Source organism: Bradyrhizobium sp. SZCCHNR1098, from assembly GCF_032489375.1.
Taxonomy (GTDB): Bacteria; Pseudomonadota; Alphaproteobacteria; order Rhizobiales; family Xanthobacteraceae; genus Bradyrhizobium.
In genome coordinates, this window is the sequence record NZ_JAUEXY010000003.1 from 230,478 (window position 1) to 247,179 (window position 16,702).

15 protein-coding genes are annotated in these 16,702 nt (G+C 67.0%); 4 read left to right on the forward strand and 11 right to left on the reverse strand.

Annotation, left to right across the window (positions count from 1 at the left end):
- Positions 1-28: 28 nt before the first annotated feature.
- The 4 genes from QX135_RS09170 to QX135_RS09185 form a co-directional block, all read right to left on the reverse strand.
- Positions 29-1,126 (reverse strand): D-alanine--D-alanine ligase family protein, encoded by a 1,098-nt coding sequence (locus QX135_RS09170; RefSeq protein WP_316234048.1) that lies wholly within the window; start codon positions 1,124-1,126, stop codon positions 29-31.
- Between the two features lie 115 nt (positions 1,127-1,241).
- On the reverse strand, positions 1,242-1,766 hold the full coding sequence (locus tag QX135_RS09175; RefSeq protein ID WP_410053220.1) for a thermonuclease family protein: 525 nt from the start codon (positions 1,764-1,766) through the stop codon (positions 1,242-1,244).
- Positions 1,767-1,925: 159 nt separating this feature from the next.
- Positions 1,926-2,111 carry a hypothetical protein gene (locus QX135_RS09180; protein ID WP_315737722.1) on the reverse strand — a complete coding sequence of 62 codons (186 nt, stop codon included), beginning with the start codon at positions 2,109-2,111 and terminating at the stop codon, positions 1,926-1,928.
- A gap of 166 nt (positions 2,112-2,277) precedes the next feature.
- Positions 2,278-2,691, reverse strand: a complete 414-nt coding sequence (locus tag QX135_RS09185; protein ID WP_315759004.1) for a hypothetical protein — start codon at positions 2,689-2,691, stop codon at positions 2,278-2,280.
- Positions 2,692-3,140: 449 nt separating this feature from the next.
- Here QX135_RS09185 and QX135_RS09190 point away from each other — a divergent pair, with 449 nt between their 5' ends.
- Both QX135_RS09190 and QX135_RS09195 read left to right on the forward strand, forming a co-directional pair.
- On the forward strand, positions 3,141-3,995 hold the full coding sequence (locus QX135_RS09190) for an HWE histidine kinase domain-containing protein (protein WP_315737378.1): 855 nt from the start codon (positions 3,141-3,143) through the stop codon (positions 3,993-3,995).
- A gap of 183 nt (positions 3,996-4,178) precedes the next feature.
- A complete protein-coding gene (locus tag QX135_RS09195) occupies positions 4,179-5,192 on the forward strand; it encodes an NAD(P)-dependent alcohol dehydrogenase (RefSeq protein ID WP_316176594.1) in 1,014 nt (337 codons plus the stop codon).
- Between the two features lie 147 nt (positions 5,193-5,339).
- On the opposite strand, the gene QX135_RS09200 is transcribed toward QX135_RS09195, so the two are convergent.
- The 6 genes from QX135_RS09200 to QX135_RS09225 form a co-directional block, all read right to left on the reverse strand.
- The gene (locus QX135_RS09200; protein ID WP_316176593.1) at positions 5,340-6,257 is read right to left on the reverse strand and encodes a DMT family transporter; all 918 of its coding nucleotides are present in this window, start codon (positions 6,255-6,257) and stop codon (positions 5,340-5,342) included.
- Between the two features lie 348 nt (positions 6,258-6,605).
- A complete protein-coding gene (locus QX135_RS09205; RefSeq protein ID WP_315737381.1) occupies positions 6,606-7,778 on the reverse strand; it encodes a M20 aminoacylase family protein in 1,173 nt (390 codons plus the stop codon).
- A 193-nt stretch (positions 7,779-7,971) separates the two neighbouring features.
- Positions 7,972-8,184: an MJ0042-type zinc finger domain-containing protein gene (locus tag QX135_RS09210; RefSeq protein ID WP_315737382.1), complete on the reverse strand. Its 213-nt coding sequence runs from the start codon at positions 8,182-8,184 to the stop codon at positions 7,972-7,974.
- Positions 8,185-8,267: 83 nt separating this feature from the next.
- Positions 8,268-10,013: a CHAD domain-containing protein gene (locus tag QX135_RS09215; RefSeq protein WP_316176592.1), complete on the reverse strand. Its 1,746-nt coding sequence runs from the start codon at positions 10,011-10,013 to the stop codon at positions 8,268-8,270.
- 243 nt (positions 10,014-10,256) lie between these two features.
- Positions 10,257-11,210 (reverse strand): exopolysaccharide biosynthesis protein, encoded by a 954-nt coding sequence (locus QX135_RS09220; protein ID WP_315771056.1) that lies wholly within the window; start codon positions 11,208-11,210, stop codon positions 10,257-10,259.
- Positions 11,211-11,238: 28 nt separating this feature from the next.
- A complete protein-coding gene (locus tag QX135_RS09225) occupies positions 11,239-12,216 on the reverse strand; it encodes a TerC family protein (RefSeq protein ID WP_316176591.1) in 978 nt (325 codons plus the stop codon).
- A gap of 566 nt (positions 12,217-12,782) precedes the next feature.
- On the opposite strand from QX135_RS09225, the gene QX135_RS09230 reads away from it, so the two are divergent.
- Both QX135_RS09230 and ftsH read left to right on the forward strand, forming a co-directional pair.
- Positions 12,783-13,736, forward strand: a complete 954-nt coding sequence (locus QX135_RS09230; RefSeq protein WP_316176590.1) for a lipid kinase — start codon at positions 12,783-12,785, stop codon at positions 13,734-13,736.
- Positions 13,737-13,801: 65 nt separating this feature from the next.
- Positions 13,802-15,649, forward strand: a complete 1,848-nt coding sequence (ftsH, locus tag QX135_RS09235; protein ID WP_316234049.1) for an ATP-dependent zinc metalloprotease FtsH — start codon at positions 13,802-13,804, stop codon at positions 15,647-15,649.
- A gap of 258 nt (positions 15,650-15,907) precedes the next feature.
- Here the strand turns inward: ftsH and QX135_RS09240 are convergent, their stop codons facing one another.
- Entirely contained in the window at positions 15,908-16,441 is a 534-nt protein-coding gene (locus QX135_RS09240; RefSeq protein WP_315737388.1) for a cytochrome b, read from the reverse strand.
- Positions 16,442-16,702 lie beyond the last annotated feature (261 nt).

Sequence of the window (16,702 nt, forward strand, 5' to 3'; positions counted from 1 at the left end):
GGGCCCGAGAAGCGGCCGGCGATCGTCGTCAGCGCTGCGACGCCAACTCCCTGAGCCGCGCATGACGCGCCAGCGCATGCGCGATCAGACTGTCCATCAGCGCCGGCTGGGGCAGGCCGGTGGCCTCCCACATCTTCGGGTACATGCTGATGTTGGTGAAGCCCGGCAGGGTGTTCACCTCGTTGACGTAGACCTCCTCGCCGCGGACGAAGAAATCGACGCGCGCGAGACTCTCGCAGCAGAGCACGCCGAACACCTCGGTCGCCATTTTGCGGATGCGCGCGGCGAGACCCGGCTCGACCTGTGCCGGGACGTGCAGCGAGGCACCCGATGCGTCGGTGTATTTGGCCTCGTAGGAATAGAAGCCGTGGCTGTCGGCCGGCACGATCTCGCCGAGCTCGGACGCGGCGACCTTGCCGTCGGGATGCTCCAGCACCGCGCATTCGATCTCGCGCACCGGGCTGATGCAGCGCTCGATCAGGATCTTGCGGTCGAAGCGCAGCGCCAGGCGGCAGGCGGCGTCGAACTCCTCGGCACTGCGCGCCTTGGAGATGCCGACGGAGGAGCCGAGATTGGCCGGCTTGACGAACAGCTCGGACGAGCCGACGGCATCGACCGCCGCCTCATAGGTCACCGGGGAGGCTTCCGTCATGGTGACGAACGGCACGATCGGCAGGCCGGCATCGCGGAGCAGGCGCTTGGCGACGTCCTTGTCCATCGCCGCCGCCGATCCCATCACGCGGCCGCCGACATAGGCGACATCGGCGAGCTCCAGCGCGCCCTGCACGGTGCCGTCCTCGCCGTTCGGACCGTGCAGCACCGGAAACACGACGTCGAAGGCGAGCTCGCGCGGGGCGCCGTCGCCGATGACCAGCGCGCGGCCCTGGCCGGCCGGCAGCAGCACGATCTGTGGGCCGTCGGTCGGTACGGTCAGCGCCGCGCCTGTGCCGTCATTCGCAGCGTCGGCGAGCACCCAGCGTCCGTCGGTGGTGATGCCGATCAGCGTGACGGCGTAGCGGCCGGCATCGAGCGAGCGGAAGATGTTGGCCGCCGAGGCCCGCGAGACGTCGTGCTCCGCCGAGCGCCCGCCGAACAGGATCGCCACGCGCGTCTTTGTCTCTGTCATCGTCCTCATCCAGCCTGGTCTTTGCGGTGCGCGACCGTACAGCCAGAGGCCGACACGTGGCAATTGAGGTGTTGTATCGGGTGCGGTGGAAGGCGACGCCGTCAGGCGGCGGCGCTCACCGCCAGCCGATCCCTCCGTCCGAGCACACCGACGTCGTCCCGCCGGCATGCATGCAGCCGCGATAGAGCGGCGGCTCAATGAAACGGCCGGACCAGATGCCGCGGCCGGCGCGGCGGGCGGCGCGCTGATCGGCGGTGTAAACGCCGCGCGAATATTGCGGCTCCTCGACCGCGAGCCCGCGCGACACCATGAACTGGCCGACATCCGTCGCGCCGGCTGCGCAACGCGCGACGATGCGGCCGTAGCGATCGCCGTCGACCGGCATGCAGCGCAGAACCTTGCCGCGCGTGAAGGCGTCCAGCGTGTTGGCGGCCAGCGCGCCGCAGCGATACGGCCTGCGGTCGCGGCCGCGGCAGAGCTGTGCGCTTTCGGGCGCGTCGATGCCCCACAGGCGAATCCGCTCGCCGTGAATGTCCAGCGTGTCGCCATCCACGATGCTGACGCGGCCAACGAGCTCAGCCGCTGCGGCGGGGAAAGCGAGGAGAATCGGCAGAACGAGGCAGGGGAGGAAACGTCGCAAGATCGGCACCTGACGCTGGGAGGGGCGTGATCGCTCGCTGCGCGAATCGATCGCGGATCATCCCGATCTATAGCGAAGTGGAGTTGCGCGATTGTGTGGCGAGCGCAGCGACAGCAGGGGAGCGTGAATCCGCGCAGCTCGTCCAGGGAGCTTCGCGGTTCAGCGAAGGCTCGCTTTCTCTGTGCGCCCATCCTGCGCGCGGGCCGCGCGCTCGACCTCGGCGGCGAGCATGCTCAGATGCTCGGCCAGACGCGCGAACAGCTCGCGCTTGTCGCGGTCGGTGGCGAGATCACGAATGAGGGCGCATTCCGCCGCGTCGGCCCGCAGCTTGTCCGGCTGAGTCATCAACTCTGACATGTTCCGCTTCCCTGCCGCGCCGGCAAGTTTTCGAAACAACGGATCGTCATGATTGTTCCGAGTATCCACGTATTTTTCGAGCGGGCGCAGTCAGCGCCTGATCGGAGTACCTCTGCACGGATCCGAGGGGACGCGACGCTGGGTATTCGACCGCCTATCGCTCACCGGGCCACCATGTCGAGGCCGGATGCGCGGCCGAGATCTTGGTCTCGCGCAACGCCACCAGCGCGCTGCGCTTGTAGGGATGACCGCGAAGCCGCGAGCAATCCTGGCAGCGCATGTAGCGCTCGAGCTCATGGATTGGCGTCGTCTTGGCGCGCCTGATGATGTCGAGCGCGACGGTCTGATTGGTGTCGCAGCCGAGGCAGCGCACTTCCAGATAGTAATAGCCGGCGTTGAGCGCATCGCCGAGCAGCGGTGACGGCTGCGCCGGCCCCTTGTAGCCGAGCATGCGCTTATTCCAAGCGTCGCAGGCCAGACGATCCGCTTCCTTACGCGCACGCGCGGCCTGCTCCTGCGCGATGCGGATGCCGGCACCGTAGAGTCTCTCGCGCGATTTCGTCGTCATGGCCGCGATGATCGACGCTGCGGCGCTCAGCGGCAAGCCGCTAGGGTTAGCGCAGCGAGAAGCGCCGGATACAAGCTCTTTCGCGTGCAGCGTTCCGATACCGTTGTCTTTTCAGTTCGTCGGCGAGCCTGCGACGAGCTCATCGTGCAACGTCCGGCATTCGTGCCGGCGCAGACGCGACGCGGAGTGCGTGCCCGTGGCGGCGGAGCGGTGGCTTCTCCCACCGCGCGGCATGATGCGTTCCGTCTGGCGCAACAGGGGTAGCCAAACGCAACGGCGCGGCAAAAGTTCCTAAAATATTTGCGCCCCGGCGGCAGTTCCTTCAGCTTGTTCCAGTCGGCATCCGGCGATAGACGTTGCCTTCGGGGTCAATCGTGCGCGCGGGTCGGAGTTTCTCAGATTGGATCGTTCGGAGCAGACGGTGGTCGGCGACCACGTTTCTGCTCACCATGCTCGCCGTCGCGATTTCGACCGCGGGCCGGATCGGGTTGGATTATGCCGGCGCGACGCTGCCCTACGCGACCTTCTACCCGGCGGTGGTGTTCGCCGCGCTGCTCGGCGGCATTCCCGCGGCCATTTTTGCCGCCTGGCTGTCCGCCACCGTGGTGCTCGTCGGCTTCACCGATCGTCCTGATCATGCCGAGGCGATCAACCTCGTTGGATTCCTGAGCACCGCGGCGCTGATCATCTGGCTCGGGCATCTCTGTCGCGGCGCGCTCGTGGAGCTGAAGCGCAGCGAGCATGCGCGCGAATTGCTGCTCGGCGAGCTGAGGCATCGCGTGAACAATCAGCTCGCGTTGTTTCAGGCGATCGTCAGATCGAGCCTGTCGGGCGAGGATCGCGCCAAAGGGGAGGCGATCGCGCTGCGGCTCGACGCCGTCGCGCGCGCCAACAGTCTCGCCTGGTCGGACCACCGCCTGATGACCTTGCGCATGCTGCTCGACGTCGAGCTGCAGCCGTATCGCGCCTCCGGCGCCGTGACGGTGGACGGGCCGGACATGCCGTTGGGGCCGGAAGCGGTGCGCAATCTCGCGCTGGTGTTCCACGAACTCGCGACCAACGCCGTCAAATACGGCGCGCTGCGCGGTCAGGGCGGACGGCTCGAGGTCCAGATCGCGCAGGAAGGCGGCCGCGGCACCGTGGCCTGGCGCGAGCTCTGTCCGCACGCGATCGAGCCGCCTGGGAGCGAGGGATTTGGCGCGCGCATGATCCGGGCGAGCCTTGCGGCGATCGGCGGCAGCATCGAGCAGGATTTTCGCGACGAGGGTCTGGTCTGTCGGATCAGGTTCGAAGCGGCGATGTGACGGCGTGTCGGCGGTCGGTACGCGCGGTCGCGGTGATCTCCGGACTCCAGCGCGGAGCATGCGCGTGTTTGCGTTGTTTGTCCGTCGCATGGAACGACGGTCGGCTTGATCGCCGGCACGAAACGCTTCACCATTCCCGGCAGAACAATGAAGCGGCGGCGCCGCAGGGGCGGGAGACATCGGATGCAATGCTACGAGCTGCAGGGGCCCGGCGGAATCGATGCGCTGGCGCTGGTCGACAAGCCCGTGCCGCAGCCGGGCAGGGGCGAGGTGCTGGTGCGGCTGACGGCAGCGAGCATCAACTACCGCGATCTCCTGACCGTGAGGGGCGGCTACGGCTCACGGCAGAAATTTCCGCTGGTGCCGCTGTCCGACGGCGCAGGCGTGGTCGAGGCGGTCGGCGATGGCGTGTCGGCGTTCGCAGCCGGCGATCGTGTCGTCGGCAGCTTCTTCGAGAGCTGGACGGGCGGCGAGCCGAGCGAAGCGAAGATGCGTGGGGCGCTCGGCGGCGGCGTCGACGGCACGTTGACCGAGTATCGTGTCTTTCCGGTGCAGGCGCTGATCAGGACGCCCGCGCATCTCAGCGACGTCGAGGCCGCGACCTTGCCCTGCGCCGGCGTCACCGCCTGGAGTGCCGTGATTAAGCTCGGCGGCATCAGGCCGGGCCACACCGTGCTGACGCAAGGCACCGGCGGCGTCTCGATCTTTGCGCTGCTGATCGCGAAAATCGCGGGCGCGCGGGTGATCGCGACGTCGTCGAGCGAGGCCAAGATCGCGCGGCTGAAGTCGCTGGGTGCGGACGTGACGTTGAACTACAAGACGACGCCGGACTGGGGCAAGAAGGCGCGCGAGATCACGGGGCAGGGCGTCGATCTCGTAGTCGAGGTCGGCGGCGTCGGTACCTTGAACGAGTCGATCCGCGCCACCCGGATCGGCGGCACCATCGCCTTCATCGGTGTGCTCGCCGGCGCGCCGGCCTCGGAGCTGCGGCTGCCGTTGATGGTGATGCAGCAGCAGCGGCTGCAGGGCGTCACGGTCGGCTCGGTCGACGATCTCCAGGCGCTGGCGAACGCGCTGACGCTGCATCAGGTGAAGCCGGTGGTCGATCGCGTGTTTGCGTTCGGCGAGGCGCGCGAGGCGTTCCATTACATGGCGAGTGGCGCGCATGTCGGAAAGGTAGCGATCGCGATCGGGTAAGGGCGCTGCATCAATTTTCTCGTCATTGCGAGGAGCCGAAGGCGACGAAGCAATCCAGACTTGTTTGCTCGCCGCCCTGGATTGCTTCGCTGCGCTCGCAGTGACGGCGTGAGTTGCGCTTGTTTTGAGCCCTGCCGGGATATGCGGTCAGCGGACCGTCTCTCTGCCATCCATCGCCCCCTTGCGCGAGGGCAGCGTCATCGCGATCACACCAAGGACGACGCAGGCGAGCCCGATCCAGGCGGTCGGCGCGAGGCGCTCGCCGAGGCCGGCAACGGCAATTGCAACGCCGATCGGCACGCGCAGATAGGATTGCGCGGTGGCGCCGATCGAGCCGAGCGTCTGCACCAGGCGGAAATAGATCACCATCGCAGCCGTGGTCGAGACGGTCGCGAGCGCGGCCAGCGCCAACACCGAGCGCAGTGACGGTGCCAGCGTCCACGGATGGTCGACGACCAGCGCAAGCGGGATCAGGACCAAGGCGCCAGACAGCAGCGATCCCGCCGCCGGCAGCATAGGGTTGAGTCCCTTGAAGCTCTTTCCCATGATCGCGGCGCCGGCATAGCAGATGGTGGCGGCGACGATCGCAATCTGCGCCCACAACTCGCGGCCAAGCCCGCCCAGCGCCTCGGTGCCGATGATGAGGCAGGTGCCGGCGAGTCCGGCGGCGACGCCGACCAGCTTGCGCAGGGTGACGGGCTCGTGGTGCGTCACCAGCGCGGTCAGCAGGAAGGTGAAGATCGGCGAGGTGGCGTTGAGGATCGTCGCAAGGCCCGCCTCGACGGTGCGCTCGGCCCAGGCGATCAGCGTGAACGGCACGACGCTGTTGAGGCCGGCCTGGATCATGAAGCGACGCCATATCGTCCGGTCACGCGGCCAAGCGAGGCCGCGGCTGCGGATGATCGCGGCCAGCAGCAAGCCCGCGATCAGCGTGCGTGCCGCGATCAGGGTCAGCGGCGGGATGGTCTCGACGCCGATCTTGATGAAGGTGTAGGAGGCGCCCCACAAGGTCGAGAGCAGAACCAGGAGGGCGATTTCGCGGCTGAGGTCGGAGCGGCGTTGCATGGGGGACTCGCGGCGGAGAAGGACGCCTTCTCATAGCGGCCCGGCAGCGCTCGACGTTTCGATGCGGAACGAAACGTTCCGGCTCCGAACGAAGTAGCCATTCCGGTTCGTGCGCTGCGCCCCTGGATCGCTTCGCTGGCGCTCGCGATGGCGGAGCTTGGAGGAATTCCGGTGCCCGCCACGCCCGTCATTGCGAGCGAAGCGAACAATCCAGAATGTGGGGTGGGCGAAGGCGCGACCGCGCCGCGTGAGATCGTGATGGCACCGTGCCCACCATCTCGTTGCGAAGAATGACGCGCTACGGTGGGCACACTGCCGCTTTGCCCACCCTACGTTTTTATCAGCTCATCAGTTCGCCGGCATGCTCTTCTCGACCAGCTTCACCCAGTACGATGCGCCGGCGCTGAGGATGTTGTCGTTGAAGCGATAGGCCGGGTGGTGGCACTCGTTGCCGGGGCCCATGCCGAGGAACACGAACGCGCCGGGGCGGGCCTCCAGCATGAAGGCGAAGTCCTCGCCGCCCATCAGGGGAATGGCGCGGTCGTTGACGCGCTCGTCACCGGCGACGTCGCGGGCGACGTCGGCGGCGAAGGCGGCCTGGGCCGGGTGGTTCATCGTCACCGGATATTTGCGCTCGTAGATCGCCTCGGCCGAGCCGCCATAGGCACGGGCGGTGGCCTCCGTGACCTCGACGATGCGCTTCTCGACGAGGTCGCGGATCTCCGGATCGAGCGTGCGGACGGTGCCGAGCATCTCGACGGTCTCGGGGATCACGTTGAAGGTGGTGCCGCCATGGATCGAGCAGATCGAGATCACCGCGGATTTCAAGGGATCGACGTTGCGCGCGACGATCGACTGCAGTGCGTTGACGATCTGCGAGGCAATCAGGATGCTGTCGACGGCCCGGTGCGGGCCGGCGCCGCCATGGCCGCCCTTGCCGGTGACCTTGATGTGGATCGCATCGGCCGAGGCCAGCATCGCGCCCGGCGAGATTTCGAAATGGCCTTCGGGGACGCCCGGCATGTTGTGCATGCCATAAACCTCCTGGATGCCCCAGCGCGTCATCAGGCCGTCGTCGACCATCGCCTTGCCGCCGGCGCCGCCTTCCTCGGCCGGCTGGAAGATGACGACAGCGGTGCCGTCGAAATTGCGGGTCTCGGCGAGATATTTCGCAGCGCCCAGCAGCATCGCGGTGTGGCCGTCATGGCCGCAGGCGTGCATCAGGCCCGGGGTCTTCGAGGCATAGGGAACGCCGGAGGTTTCCTCGATCGGCAGCGCATCCATGTCGGCGCGCAGGCCGATGGTCCTGCCGGAGCCGGACTTGCGGCCGCGGATCACGCCGACCACGCCGGTGCGGCCGATGCCGGTCACGACCTCGTCGCAGCCGAATTCGCGCAAGCGGTCGGCGACGATGCCGGCGGTGCGATGGACTTCGTACAGCAGCTCGGGATGTTCGTGGAAATCGTGGCGCCAGGCGGCCATTTCGTCGGAGAGCGCGGCGATGCTGTTGAGGATGGGCATGAGGACCGGATGACTCGCTGAAGTGAATCGGAACGCTGCAGTGATGCGGCCAGGCCAGCCGACAGCACCGCGCAACGACCGACTATGACCCGGTCAAAAAAGCGAGGCAAGTTGCGGCCGGCCATGGCGCCATGCGCGGATGCGCGGTCACCTCGACGGACGATGCCGGGCGTTCCGGATTACGGAACGGGATTCAGGCGAGCGGGGCGGGGGCGGGCACGCGGGGGTATTTGCGCTCGGGCGGCACCTCCAGGCGGAAGGCCCGCAGCTTCGGCTCGTCCCACGCTGCCAATGGCGTGCCGCAGACGCCGCAGTCGAACCGCCCGGCAGCGCCAACGGCGGATGTCGATTCCGCGATCTCGTAGGCGGCACGGCAATGCGGACACGTCACGCTGGATATCTTCATGAGATCACGCTCCCAAACAGCTCGACCAGACACCTTGAACCGGATCAATGCGCTCCATGAACCGACGTCATCGCGTCCGATCGTCACGCCTCCTCGGCCTGCCACGGCGTCGGCGCCTTGGTGAAGGCGCGCCACGCCTCGCGCAACGGCTGCTCCACGCCGGCCATGGCATGCGTCTGCCAGCCGGTGATCGCGGCGGCCGCGATCGCCGCGTCGGTGGAGGTGGTGCCGAGGGTCTCGATCACGCCGGCGGTGACCGCCATGTCGTTGTAGTGGCCAAGCTGTTCCTGGAAACCGGCGAGCGTCCTGGCATATTTCTTCGCCGATTTGCTCGCGCCGTAGAGCGGCAGCAGGAAGTCGATGCTGTAGCGCAGCTTCTTCAGCGCGAGACGCAGCCGGTGGCGCCGCTCGGCCGGCAGCTTCTTGAAGCGGCGGCCGCGCCTGAGCACCTTCTGGTGGCGCTCCGACAGGACGGGCCCGGCGAAATCGATCGCGGGCGCCGCGAGGCGTCGGAGATCGTCGGGGGAGACGTCGTTGCGCCAGCCGCGGGTCTCGATCCATTCGCCGAGGCCGAGCACGAAAGCGGCGCAGCGGCGCTCGGCAAGCGCGATGCGCAGCGTGCGATAGGCGAGTTCGCGCCGCCGCTCGGCGAGCGACCGGAGCGAGTCGAAGCCTGCAACCGTGGGGCACGCCTCGGCGATCTCGGGCAGCGTATCGGTCAGGAACACGTCGAGGTCGCGCGCCGCCGAGAGGCTCTGTGCCAGCCAGCGCGCATCCGCCTCGAGACCGTCGAGCGTCGCCGAGGTCCCGAGCGGCCGCATCAGGTGCAACGCGGCGCGCAGGCGGCGCAGCGCTACCCGCAACTGATGCACGCCTTCCGTATCGCGTCCGTCATCTGCTGCAGGCATTGCCTGCAGCAGATGACGCAGGCTGCCGCGCAGGACGACGGCGAAGCTCTCGTCGAGAGACACCGCCGGATCGAGGCGCAGCTTGCGCGGCTTTTCGGCCCCCGGCGCTGCTCCTGCTGCGAGGTCGAAACCGCGCGCGGATTTGCTGCGGATCGAAGGTCTGATCGGTCCGTGATCGGCGATGCGCAGCGCGATCTCGTAGATGGCGGCGGGGTTGCCGCTTTTGAGCTCCAGCTCGATCTCGCTCACGATCTCACGGTGCTCGCCGGCCTTGATGACACCGCTGTCGAACGCGATCTCGATGGTCGCGCCGGGCACGTCGAGCATGCGCGCGTGACGATGCACGTCGGCCGTGAACACCGCCTCGAGCGTTGCATCGGCCAGCGCGGAGCGAAGCTCCTCCGGCAGCAGCGCGGCCGCCAGCAGCGGATCGGGCGCCAGCGAGCTGACGCTGGCCTCCCACTCTCCGCGCTTGAGCGGGTCGTCGCTGTGCTGCTCTTTCACGGTCTGCACGAAGCGCGAGCCGCTCTGGCGCACCCGCAAGGTGAAGCCGTTCTTCCACAGCATGCGCTTCGGCGTGTCGTAGTAGACCGATGTCAGATGCTTGCGCGAACCCTTGTTGCGCGCATGCGCGGTAACGACCGGTGCGTTGTTGAAGCCGGCGAGTTGATCGGGCGCGACGAGGAGCTTCAGTTCGATCTCATGGCCGGCGCCGGCCGCGGGATCCGGCAAGGACGGCGTCACGACCTCCACGCCCGGCGCCACGGCATCCCCCCGTGTGACCGCGTGATCGGCAAGGTGCTGTGCAGTCAAGCTATCGGCGGCGCCACCGGGATCGCTGCTCGCCGAGTCACCACTATCCCGCACGCCGACCACATGGCCACCGCCGTGGATCGACGCCGTTGCGTTCGAATCGGGCATGTGTCGATTCTGTAACCGTTTAGTGACAGTCATCTCTCGTATAGCTGCAGCCGGCACAAAGGGACAGTGGCATTTCTCGCAGGCGGCTGACGATGCTCGACGCGCCTGCGCTTATCGGTCGCATTTTTTGTTGCTACTTCAATGACAAGTGCTCGCGCTTGCGGCCGGCGGGCGCTCACGAAGATATGTCCCTCGTAGCCGCGCAATGCACCGTCGGCCCGGCCGCGCTGCCACAGCGGGAACTCAGATCGAGCCGGTCAGCATGAAACGCGTGGCGATGAAGACGGCGGCTGCGGTGGTCGCAATGCTCGCGGCGGCCACGAGACCGCGGCCGCGTCGCGCCAGCGCGCGGGAGCGTTCGCGCGGATCCTGCGTCGGATCGATGGGTATGCGCCGGCTGCGCCGGTGGCGCACCGCCTGCACCCAGAAGGCAAGCGCGGCGATGCCCGTTGCGACCGCAAACACGGTCGTCACGCCGGCGGCAAAGCCGAGATCGACACCGACGCTCTCCAGCATGGCCCGCAGATGCACCGCAAAGCGTGCCAGGAGAGTTGCGGCATAATCGGCGGCCGCGGCACCCGTATAGAGCAGAACCGCCGTCCACACGACCGCGGCCATCGCAATCAGGATCGACAGCAGGACTGCGAGCCCGTCGCCGGCCATGAAGCCGATCGAGGCGGCGATCAGCGCCAACGCCGGCATCACGTTGCCCATGGGGATCGGAAGGATGATGGTGACGGCCATCAGCAGCAGCGGCAGCGCGAGCAGCATCCGCGCCGGCCGGCCGGTCAGCCAGACCAGCCGGTCCTCACGCAGGCCGCGCTCGGCAAAGCCCGCCCAATCGAGTCCGGCGCGGATCACCTTGCGCAGCAGCCGCTGCGGCACCGGCCGGCGGCGCAGCGGCTCGGGCAGCCATAGCCGCTCGGCGCCGAGCAGGATCTGCAGTGCGACGAGAGCCACCAAGGTGCCGAACACCATGCCGAACGGGCCGGGCAATGGGATCAACGCCGGCAAGGTCAGCAGCAGCAACGTCAGGCCGAGACCTTCCGACTCCAGCCGGTCGAACAATTCGCCGATGGACGGCTCCTCGGACCGCACCGTGCGGGCGATCGCGAGCAGCCGGCGGCTGATCGGCCCGTTGTGACGGCGCGGCGCCGACGAGTCCTCATCGTTGGATGCGACATCATTCATCACCACGCGGCAACCTCATGTCCTCTGGCCTGCGTCACTTCATCTGCTCGACGGCAGGCCGCGTCTTCCACAGCGAATAGGCGATACCCGCGCCGAGCAGACCGAAGGTGATGCCGAGCGAGAGGGCGGGCGGAAACTTCTCAAGCCCGAGCAGGTCGGCAAGGAAGATCTTCGAGCCGATGAAGATCAGCACTGCCGCCAGCGCCAGCTTCAAATACTGGAAGCGATCGACCATCGCGGCAAGCGCGAAATAGAGCGCGCGCAGGCCGAGGATCGCGAAGATGTTCGAGGTGTAGACCACGAACGGGTCGGTCGAGATCGTGAAGATCGCGGGCACGGAGTCGACGGCGAAGACGACGTCGGCGAACTCGATCAGGATCAGCGCCAGGAACAGCGGCGTCATGAACCAGGTCGGCCTGCCGCTTGCATCCGGCTGGCGAACGAAGAAACGCTCCTCGTGCAGGCGGTCGGTGACGTCGAAGCGACGGCGCACCCAGGCCAGTGCCGGGTTGGAGCCGATGTCGTGCGGCTTGTCCTTGAACACCAGCATCTTGATGCCGGTCGCGACCAGGAACAGCGCGAACAGATACAGCACCCAACTCGCCTGGGCGACGATCACGGCGCCAAGGCCGATCATGATCGCGCGCAGCACGATGACGCCGACGATGCCCCAGAACAGCACGCGGTGCTGATAGGCGCGCGGGATCGAAAAGTAGCTGAAGATCATGGCGATGACGAAGACGTTGTCCATCGCCAGCGCCTTCTCGATCGTGAACGCGGTGAGATAGGCGGTGCCGGCCTCGCCGCCGAGCTGCCACCATACCCAGCCGCCGAAGGCCAGGGCGAGCATGATGTAGATGGCGCTCATGACGAGGCTCTCGCGTACCGAGATCTCGCGCGTCTTGCGATGGAGGACGCCGAGATCGAAGACGAGGAGGGCGAGCACGATTGCGAGGAAGGCGAGCCACATCCAGACGGGCTTGCCGGCAAACGCGATGAGCAGGAATTCCACGACGGGTCCTCTTATCTAGCCGGTGAAATTGATGTCAGGTCCGACATCGTGAGCGCACCGGCAGCTTCACCAGAGGGGCCCGGACCAGGAGTAGGGAACGGACGTATGTGTGTCCCGATCGGTTTTCAAGAGCCAGCGCCTTGCGTCCACGTTCAGCAAGATGAACGTGAAGGTGCGACAGAGTGTCTGCTGCCGCGGCAGCCGTCTTGCGGGCGTGCGGCTGCAAACTAATTCCAGAGGGCCGGAGATCCGGGCCCCTCTGATAGTCCATGCGACTATGATGTCGGACTCTCTTTCATGACCGATGCCGCTGGCAGTGATCCCGCTGGCGGTATTGCGCGCTTCGGAGCGCTCCTGAGGAGTTTGACCAGATGCGGCCACACGCGTCGCTTGTTGCTATCAGCCCTTGCGGCTCTCGCCCCAGACATCACCAGCCCAACAATCACTCCCCGCTCATACCCCTCGGATGGCGGCCCTGATCGTGATGGAACCGGAGCGCCTGCTCGTCGCTTGGTATGGAACCGGTGCGCTGATGCGCACGGGCATCTCGTATACGGGAGACAATCGTGACCACGGGGGGTGACCAGATATCGATCGCGAAGGCGCCGCCGTCGCGCTCGGCCGTCGCAACGCGCCGTCTCTTGATGATCATCAACCGCGGCAGCCGCTCCGGCGGCGAGGCCGCGGGCATTGCCGTGTCGCGGCTGAGTGCGGCCGGCTATGATCTCGTGATCTCGGCGCCGCATAGTCCGCGCGAGGTGGCGCCGTGGATCGAAGCCCATGCCGACGATGCGGAGGCGGTCGTCGTCGCCGGGGGGGACGGTAGCCTGAACGCGGCTGCGCCCGCACTGGTCAGGACCGGCCTGCCGCTCGGCATTATTCCAGCCGGCACCGCCAATGACCTTGCCCGCACGCTCGGCCTGCCTGATGAGATGGAGGCCGCGGTCGACGTGATCGCCGCCGGCCACCGCCGCCAGATCGATCTCGGCGAGGTCAATGGTCATCCATTCTTCAACGTCGCAAGCCTCGGCTTGAGCGCCGAGCTCGCGCGGCAACTGACCAAGGAGACCAAGCGCCGGTTCGGCCGGCTCGGCTACGCGATCACGGCGCTCAAGGTGCTCACCAATGCGCGGCCGTTCCGGGCCATGATCGTGTCGTCCGACGGCGCGGCGCGCGTCAAGACCTTGCAGATCGCGGTCGGCAACGGCCGCTATTACGGTGGCGGCATGGCCGTCCAGGACAGCGCGGAGATCGACGATTCCCATCTGGATCTCTATTCGCTGGAGATCGGCCGCGTCTGGAAGCTGCTGGCGATGGCCTATGACTTCCGCAAGGGTCGCCACGGCCTGTGGCAGGAGGTGCGGGCCACGCGCGACACATCCTTCGAGATCCGCACGCAGCGTCCGCGCCCGATCAATGCCGATGGAGAGCTCGTCACCTTCACGCCGGCGCGCTTCGGCGTGCTGCCGCGCGCCGTCTCCGTATTCGTCCCCAAGGCCGAAGGGCAGGACCGCGCCTGACGCGATGCGCTTGATCCGCCGTTTGCGGCCGCTCGTTTTCGACTGATCACCCGATTGAGAGACCCATGACCAAGCAGACCCGCTTCAATTTCTGGTACGCGATCGTCGCGATCTTCGTCGCGATGATGATCCACAATGCGTGGACGAGCTATCGCCAGGTCGCCGTCATTCCCTACAGTCAATTCCAGGATCTCCTGTCCGCCGGCAAGGTGAAGGAGGTCGGCGTCTCCGAGAACTATCTGGAAGGCACGCTGAAGGAGCCGCTGCCCAGCGGCCAGTCGCGCTTCGCGACGACGCGCGTCGACCAGGAGTTCGCCAAGGAGCTCAGCAAGGCGAACGTGACGTTCACCGGCCGCGTCGAGAGCAACATCCTCGGCGACATTCTCTCGCTGGTGATGCCGATCGCACTGTTCTTCGGCGTCTGGTACTGGCTGTCGCGCCGGATGATGGGCGGCGCCGGCGGGCTCGGCGGCGGCCTGATGCAGATCGGCAAGAGCAAGGCCAAGGTCTACGTCGAATCCAACACCGGCGTCCGCTTCGACGACGTCGCCGGCGTCGACGAGGCCAAGGACGAGCTGCGCGAGATCGTCTCGTTCCTGAAGGATCCGAAATCCTATGGCCGTCTCGGCGGCCGCATGCCGAAGGGCGTGCTGCTGGTCGGCCCGCCCGGCACCGGCAAGACGCTGCTCGCCAAGGCAGTGGCCGGCGAGGCCGGCGTGCCGTTCTTCTCGATTTCCGGCTCGGAGTTCGTCGAAATGTTCGTCGGCGTCGGTGCGGCGCGCGTGCGCGACCTGTTCGAGCAGGCCCGCGCCAAGGCGCCCGCCATCATCTTCATCGACGAGCTCGATGCGCTCGGCCGCGCCCGCGGCATGGGCCCGTTCGCCGGCGGCCATGACGAGAAGGAGCAGACGCTCAACCAGCTGCTGGTCGAGCTCGACGGCTTCGATTCCTCGACGGGTCTGGTGCTGCTGGCGGCGACCAACCGGCCCGAGATTCTCGATCCGGCGCTGCTGCGCGCCGGCCGCTTCGACCGCCAGGTGCTGGTCGACCGGCCCGACAAGCCGGGCCGCATCCAGATCCTGCAGGTGCATCTGAAGAAGGCCAAGCTCGCCGCCGACGTCGATCCGGAGAAGGTGGCCGCGCTGACGCCGGGCTTCACCGGCGCCGATCTCGCCAACCTCGTCAACGAGGCGACCTTGCTGGCAACGCGGCGCGGCGGCGACGAGGTCAGGCTCGACGACTTCAACAACGCGATCGAGCGCATCGTCGCCGGCCTGGAGAAGCGCAATCGGCTGCTCAATCCGAAGGAGCGCGAGATCGTCGCCTATCACGAGATGGGGCATGCGATCGTTGCGATGAGTCTGCCGGGCACCGATCCCGTGCACAAGGTCTCGATCATTCCGCGCGGCGTCGGCGCGCTCGGCTATACCATCCAGCGTCCGACCGAAGATCGCTTCCTGATGACGCGCGAGGAGCTGGAGAACAAGATGGCGGTGCTGCTCGGCGGCCGCGCCGCGGAGCTCGTGGTCTACGGCCATCTGTCGACCGGCGCCGCCGACGATCTGCGCCGCGTCACCGACATCGCGCGCTCGATGGTGACCCGCTACGGCATGTCGGAGCAGTTGGGCTCGGTCGCCTATGAGCGCGACAACCAGTCGTTTCTTGCGCCGGGCGTCTCACGCAGCGCCGAGTATGGCGAGGCCGCAGGGGATGCGATCGACGCCGAGGTGCGTGCGATCGTGACATCAGCGTTGGAGCGGACCCGCAAGCTGCTGCAGGACAAGCGCGACGTGCTGGAGCGCGCCGCGCGCCGCCTGCTGGTCAAGGAGACGCTCGACGAGACCGAGCTGGCCTCGCTGATTAAACAGGACCAGCGCGCCGGCGATCTGGTTGCGGCGGCGAAGCCGATGTAGTTGGTGCTGTGTAGGGTGGGCAAAGGCGCAGCCGTGCTCATTCTACGAGCGAGATCGTGAAGGCGCCGTGCCCACCATCTGATCGCTTGCTCTGCCGCACGACGGTGGGCACGCTGCCGCCTGACGGCGACTGCTTTGCCCACCCTACGAAGGCGCAGCGCGTTGACCTCGTAGCCCGGATGAGCGGAGCGATATCCGGGGTCTCCAACGCTGCCTGCGATGAACCCGGATGTCGCTGCGCTCATCCGGGCTACGCGCTCACCGCCGCGGCCACATCCGGGCCAATGTCTCGTCCTTCTTGACGAACTCATGCCAGAGCGTGGCGGCGATGTGCAGGCCGACGACGAGATAGACCACATAGGCCAGCGCGTCGTGCGTGATCTCGCCGGCCTGCGCGATCGTCTTGTCGCCGGCGAACAGGCGCGGCCAGCTGAACGTCCAGAAGTAGCGCAGCGAGTAGCCGCCGGCCGACGAGAACATGTAGCCGGTGACGGGCATGACCAGAAGCAGCGCATAGAGCGTCCAATGATTGAGCTGCGACAGCGCGCGGACGATCGGGCCGAAGGCGGCCGGAGCTGCCGGGGCCGTCGTGCGAGCCCGCACGATCAGACGGAGAATGGCGAGCAGAAACAGCGTGACGCCGAGCGACTTGTGGATTTCCAGCAACTCGCGCCGCGGCGATGTCCCGGCCGGCTGCAGGCCGCAATAGAGTCCGATCAGCATGGCTGCAATGAACAGCAGCGCCGTTGCCCAATGGATCCGTCGCAGCAGAGGATCATAGGTCGCCGGCATGTGGGTGTCTCGTCGATGGGGGAGCAGGACGACCTGCATAGGCGCTCGTCTGGTCGGTGTCGAAGGATCGGAGGTCGACGACGAGATGTCGGACAACCGCACAAAGGTATCTGCTGATCATTTTTGAGTGATTCCATGCGTGCCGCTCTGTCAGTCGTGCCTCCGGTGATCCCTGGGGCGCGCCGACCCGGCCTGCGGGGGGCTCGATACGCCGTCCCCCGTTCGATGTCTGCATCGGATCAAGCGACGATGTTGCCTTGC

Bases quoted from the DNA above. Each gene is read 5' to 3' on its own strand.
- ftsH (WP_316234049.1), top strand. From the start codon at position 13,802: ATGACCAAGCAGACCCGCTTCAATTTCTGGTACGCGATCGTCGCGATC.
- QX135_RS09185 (WP_315759004.1), bottom strand. From the start codon at position 2,691: ATGACGACGAAATCGCGCGAGAGACTCTACGGTGCCGGCATCCGCATC.
- QX135_RS09210 (WP_315737382.1), bottom strand. From the start codon at position 8,184: ATGAAGATATCCAGCGTGACGTGTCCGCATTGCCGTGCCGCCTACGAG.
- QX135_RS09190 (WP_315737378.1), top strand. From the start codon at position 3,141: ATGCTCGCCGTCGCGATTTCGACCGCGGGCCGGATCGGGTTGGATTAT.
- QX135_RS09200 (WP_316176593.1), bottom strand. From the start codon at position 6,257: ATGCAACGCCGCTCCGACCTCAGCCGCGAAATCGCCCTCCTGGTTCTG.
- QX135_RS09195 (WP_316176594.1), top strand. From the start codon at position 4,179: ATGCAATGCTACGAGCTGCAGGGGCCCGGCGGAATCGATGCGCTGGCG.
- QX135_RS09240 (WP_315737388.1), bottom strand. From the start codon at position 16,441: ATGCCGGCGACCTATGATCCTCTGCTGCGACGGATCCATTGGGCAACG.
- QX135_RS09180 (WP_315737722.1), bottom strand. From the start codon at position 2,111: ATGACTCAGCCGGACAAGCTGCGGGCCGACGCGGCGGAATGCGCCCTC.
- QX135_RS09215 (WP_316176592.1), bottom strand. From the start codon at position 10,013: ATGCCCGATTCGAACGCAACGGCGTCGATCCACGGCGGTGGCCATGTG.
- QX135_RS09170 (WP_316234048.1), bottom strand. From the start codon at position 1,126: ATGACAGAGACAAAGACGCGCGTGGCGATCCTGTTCGGCGGGCGCTCG.
- QX135_RS09205 (WP_315737381.1), bottom strand. From the start codon at position 7,778: ATGCCCATCCTCAACAGCATCGCCGCGCTCTCCGACGAAATGGCCGCC.